Source organism: Marinobacter lipolyticus (assembly GCF_018424605.1).
Classification (GTDB): domain Bacteria; phylum Pseudomonadota; class Gammaproteobacteria; order Pseudomonadales; family Oleiphilaceae; genus Marinobacter; species Marinobacter lipolyticus_B.
On record NZ_QTKT01000020.1, the window covers coordinates 1 to 5,398 of the forward strand.

At 53.3% G+C, this 5,398-nt stretch carries 2 tRNA genes and 3 rRNA genes; all 5 read left to right on the plus strand.

The features are described 5' to 3' along the window. Positions 1 to 80 precede the first annotated feature (80 nt). The 5 genes from DYI22_RS17200 to rrf all read left to right on the plus strand — a co-directional run bounded on the left by DYI22_RS17200 (position 81) and on the right by rrf (position 5,388). Positions 81 to 1,620, plus strand: a 16S ribosomal RNA gene (locus DYI22_RS17200). Between the two features lie 90 nt (positions 1,621 to 1,710). Next, positions 1,711 to 1,787: transfer RNA gene (locus tag DYI22_RS17205), tRNA-Ile, on the plus strand. A 94-nt stretch (positions 1,788 to 1,881) separates the two neighbouring features. Further along, positions 1,882 to 1,957, plus strand: a tRNA-Ala gene (locus DYI22_RS17210). Positions 1,958 to 2,282: 325 nt separating this feature from the next. After that, positions 2,283 to 5,176 (plus strand): 23S ribosomal RNA (locus DYI22_RS17215). Between the two features lie 97 nt (positions 5,177 to 5,273). After that, positions 5,274 to 5,388: ribosomal RNA gene (gene rrf, locus DYI22_RS17220) — 5S ribosomal RNA — on the plus strand. The 16S, 23S and 5S rRNA genes sit together here with 2 tRNA genes alongside, the layout of an rRNA operon. The last annotated feature ends 10 nt before the right edge of the window (positions 5,389 to 5,398 follow it).

Consider the following 5,398-nt stretch of genomic DNA (forward strand, 5'->3'; position numbering starts at 1 on the left):
GAAATATCAGGACAGTGACTCGTCGAAATTGAGTTTTGTCTTGAGCAAGAATAGAGGATCTTCGGATTCTTGTATGATTTAAACTGAAGAGTTTGATCATGGCTCAGATTGAACGCTGGCGGCAGGCTTAACACATGCAAGTCGAGCGGTAACAGGGGGAGCTTGCTCCCCGCTGACGAGCGGCGGACGGGTGAGTAATGCTTAGGAATCTGCCCAGTAGAGGGGGATAGCCCGGGGAAACCCGGATTAATACCGCATACGCCCTACGGGGGAAAGCAGGGGATCTTCGGACCTTGCGCTATTGGATGAGCCTAAGTCGGATTAGCTAGTTGGTGGGGTAAAGGCCTACCAAGGCGACGATCCGTAGCTGGTCTGAGAGGATGATCAGCCACATCGGGACTGAGACACGGCCCGAACTCCTACGGGAGGCAGCAGTGGGGAATATTGGACAATGGGGGCAACCCTGATCCAGCCATGCCGCGTGTGTGAAGAAGGCTTTCGGGTTGTAAAGCACTTTCAGTGAGGAGGAAGGCTCAAAGGTTAATACCCTTTGGGATTGACGTTACTCACAGAAGAAGCACCGGCTAACTCCGTGCCAGCAGCCGCGGTAATACGGAGGGTGCAAGCGTTAATCGGAATTACTGGGCGTAAAGCGCGCGTAGGTGGTTTGATAAGCGAGATGTGAAAGCCCCGGGCTTAACCTGGGAACGGCATTTCGAACTGTCAGGCTAGAGTGTGGTAGAGGGTAGTGGAATTTCCTGTGTAGCGGTGAAATGCGTAGATATAGGAAGGAACACCAGTGGCGAAGGCGGCTACCTGGACCAACACTGACACTGAGGTGCGAAAGCGTGGGGAGCAAACAGGATTAGATACCCTGGTAGTCCACGCCGTAAACGATGTCAACTAGCCGTTGGGACTCTTGAAGTCTTAGTGGCGCAGCTAACGCACTAAGTTGACCGCCTGGGGAGTACGGCCGCAAGGTTAAAACTCAAATGAATTGACGGGGGCCCGCACAAGCGGTGGAGCATGTGGTTTAATTCGACGCAACGCGAAGAACCTTACCTGGCCTTGACATGCAGAGAACTTTCCAGAGATGGATTGGTGCCTTCGGGAACTCTGACACAGGTGCTGCATGGCCGTCGTCAGCTCGTGTCGTGAGATGTTGGGTTAAGTCCCGTAACGAGCGCAACCCCTATCCCTAGTTGCTAGCAGTTCGGCTGAGAACTCTAGGGAGACTGCCGGTGACAAACCGGAGGAAGGTGGGGATGACGTCAGGTCATCATGGCCCTTACGGCCAGGGCTACACACGTGCTACAATGGTGCGTACAGAGGGTTGCAAACCCGCGAGGGGGAGCTAATCTCACAAAACGCATCGTAGTCCGGATCGGAGTCTGCAACTCGACTCCGTGAAGTCGGAATCGCTAGTAATCGTGAATCAGAATGTCACGGTGAATACGTTCCCGGGCCTTGTACACACCGCCCGTCACACCATGGGAGTGGATTGCACCAGAAGTGGTTAGTCTAACCTTCGGGAGGACGATCACCACGGTGTGGTTCATGACTGGGGTGAAGTCGTAACAAGGTAGCCGTAGGGGAACCTGCGGCTGGATCACCTCCTTAAACGAAGCCGAATGCTTCGGTCAGAGTCCACACGAATTACTTGGTTGGCTAATAAAGAGAGCAGATGGGTCTTTGCAGGCCCGTGTGATTGGGTCTGTAGCTCAGGTGGTTAGAGCGCACCCCTGATAAGGGTGAGGTCGGTGGTTCAAGTCCACCCAGACCCACCAGAATTACGTAGCTCGTCGTTGTCGAAGACTTGCATAGCAGGCTATGCGGCGCCTCCGACGCCTAGATCTGAATAATTCTTGATAGCTTTATATTGGGGCTATAGCTCAGCTGGGAGAGCGCCTGCCTTGCACGCAGGAGGTCGGCAGTTCGATCCTGCCTAGCTCCACCAAATTTACTGACTAACGCGAGTTAGCAGTGTACAGAAACAAGTTTTTCAGTTGTGTGACTCGGTTGAGAGTCGTCACTGAAGACCTTCTTTCTGATCACTGGGTCAGATTTGCTCTTTAACAAATTGGACGAGATAGAACACGAAGCTATTTTTCTCATTATCTCCGAGAGAAATAGGTTCAATGTGATAGCGATTTCAAGCGTTATCCGGTGTTGTCGTTGAAGTGGTTGTGTATGACTTCAAGTGACTGTCTCGAATCAAGGTGCTTTATCAGGCTTGCCTGGTGAAGGGCGTTGAATCGTGATCAGTTGTCTTGGGGTTATATAGTCAAGCAACTAAGCGCATACGGTGGATGCCTTGGCAGTCAGAGGCGATGAAAGACGTGGAAGCCTGCGATAAGGTTCGGGGAGCTGGCAAACGAGCTGTGATCCGGACATCTCTGAATGGGGAAACCCACCGACTTTCGGGTCGGTATCTTGCACTGAATACATAGGTGTAAGAGGCGAACTCGGGGAACTGAAACATCTAAGTACCCGAAGGAAAAGAAATCAACCGAGATTCCCTAAGTAGCGGCGAGCGAACGGGGACCAGCCCTTAAGCTGAACAACTGGTAGGAGAAGGCTCTGGAAAGTGCCGCCATAGTGGGTGATAGCCCCGTATCCGAAACCTGAGTTCAGTGAAATCGAGTAGGACGGGACACGTGGTATCCTGTCTGAACATGGGGGGACCATCCTCCAAGGCTAAATACTCCTGACTGACCGATAGTGAACCAGTACCGTGAGGGAAAGGCGAAAAGAACCCCTGTGAGGGGAGTGAAATAGATCCTGAAACCGTATGCGTACAAGCAGTCGGAGCAGACTTGTTCTGTGACGGCGTACCTTTTGTATAATGGGTCAGCGACTTATGTTCAGTGGCGAGGTTAACCGTATAGGGGAGCCGTAGGGAAACCGAGTCTGAATAGGGCGATTTAGTCGCTGGGCATAGACCCGAAACCGGGCGATCTATCCATGAGCAGGTTGAAGGTGCCGTAACAGGCACTGGAGGACCGAACCCACTGTCGTTGAAAAGCCAGGGGATGACTTGTGGATCGGAGTGAAAGGCTAATCAAGCCCGGAGATAGCTGGTTCTCCCCGAAAGCTATTTAGGTAGCGCCTCGGACGAATACCACAGGGGGTAGAGCACTGTTTCGGCTAGGGGGTCATCCCGACTTACCAACCCGATGCAAACTCCGAATACCTGTGAGTACTATCCGGGAGACACACGGTGGGTGCTAACGTCCATCGTGAAGAGGGAAACAACCCAGACCGCCAGCTAAGGTCCCCAAATACCAGTTAAGTGGGAAACGATGTGGGAAGGCTCAGACAGCTAGGAGGTTGGCTTAGAAGCAGCCATCCTTTAAAGAAAGCGTAATAGCTCACTAGTCGAGTCGGCCTGCGCGGAAGATGTAACGGGGCTCAAACTGGTTACCGAAGCTGCGGCTGCATACTTTGTATGCGGGGTAGGGGAGCGTTCTGTAAGCCTGCGAAGGTGTGTTGAGAAGCATGCTGGAGGTATCAGAAGTGCGAATGCTGACATGAGTAACGACAATGGGAGTGAAAAACTCCCACGCCGGAAGACCAAGGGTTCCTGCGCAACGCTAATCGGCGCAGGGTGAGTCGGCCCCTAAGGCGAGACCGAAAGGTGTAGTCGATGGGAAACGGGTTAATATTCCCGTACCTTGGATAGCTGCGATGGAGAGACGGAGAAGGCTAGGTGAGCCGGGCGACGGTTGTCCCGGTTTAAGCGAGTAGGGAGAGGACTTAGGCAAATCCGGGTCCTCAATCCTGAGACGTGACGACGACTGCTCATACGAGCGGGAAGTCATTGATGCCCTGCTTCCAGGAAAATCTTCTAAGCTTCAGGCTATTCGAGACCGTACCCCAAACCGACACAGGTGGTCAGGTAGAGAATACCAAGGCGCTTGAGAGAACTCGGGTAAAGGAACTAGGCAAAATGGTGCCGTAACTTCGGGAGAAGGCACGCCGGCGTGTACGTGAAGCCCCTGCGGGTGAAGCGGAAGCCGGTCGAAGATACCAGGCCCCTGCGACTGTTTATTAAAAACACAGCACTGTGCTAACACGAAAGTGGACGTATACGGTGTGACGCCTGCCCGGTGCCGGAAGGTTAATTGATGGGGTTAGCATTCGTGCGAAGCTCTTGATCGAAGCCCCGGTAAACGGCGGCCGTAACTATAACGGTCCTAAGGTAGCGAAATTCCTTGTCGGGTAAGTTCCGACCTGCACGAATGGCGTAACGATGGGGGCGCTGTCTCTACCCGAGACTCAGTGAAATTGAAATCGCCGTGAAGATGCGGTGTATCCGCGGCTAGACGGAAAGACCCCGTGAACCTTTACTATAGCTTCACAGTGAACTTTGAGCATGTTTGTGTAGGATAGCTGGGAGGCTTTGAAGTGGGAACGCCAGTTCTCATGGAGCCAACCTTGAAATACCAGCCTGACATGTTTGAGGTTCTAACTTGGTCCCCTTATCGGGGATGAGGACACTGTGTGGTGGGTAGTTTGACTGGGGCGGTCTCCTCCCAAAGCGTAACGGAGGAGCACAAAGGTGGGCTAAGCACGGTCGGACATCGTGCGGTTAGTGTAATGGCACAAGCCCGCTTGACTGCGAGACAGACACGTCGAGCAGGTACGAAAGTAGGTCATAGTGATCCGGTGGTTCTGTATGGAAGGGCCATCGCTCAACGGATAAAAGGTACTCCGGGGATAACAGGCTGATACCGCCCAAGAGTTCACATCGACGGCGGTGTTTGGCACCTCGATGTCGGCTCATCACATCCTGGGGCTGAAGCCGGTCCCAAGGGTATGGCTGTTCGCCATTTAAAGTGGTACGCGAGCTGGGTTTAGAACGTCGTGAGACAGTTCGGTCCCTATCTGCCGTGGACGTTGGAGATTTGAGGAAAGCTGCTCCTAGTACGAGAGGACCGGAGTGGACGAACCTCTGGTGTTCGGGTTGTCACGCCAGTGGCATTGCCCGGTAGCTATGTTCGGATAGGATAACCGCTGAAAGCATCTAAGCGGGAAGCCCCTTCCAAGATGAGATCTCCCTGGCCCCTCGAGGGCCCTGAAGAGCCGTTCAAGACCAGGACGTTGATAGGTCGGGTGTGTAAGCGCTGCGAGGCGTTGAGCTAACCGATACTAATTGCTCGTGCGGCTTGACTATATAACACCCAAGACAATTGCGGATAACGCAGAGCCAAGGCTCAAACGAAATCAACATCACATCGTTCTACCTCGTCCCCCAGTGATCAACCGTTTTGCCTGACGACCATAGCGGTCTGGAACCACCTGATCCCATCCCGAACTCAGAAGTGAAACAGACCTGCGCCGATGGTAGTGTGGCGTTGCCCATGTGAGAGTAGGTCATCGTCAGGCTCCTAATACC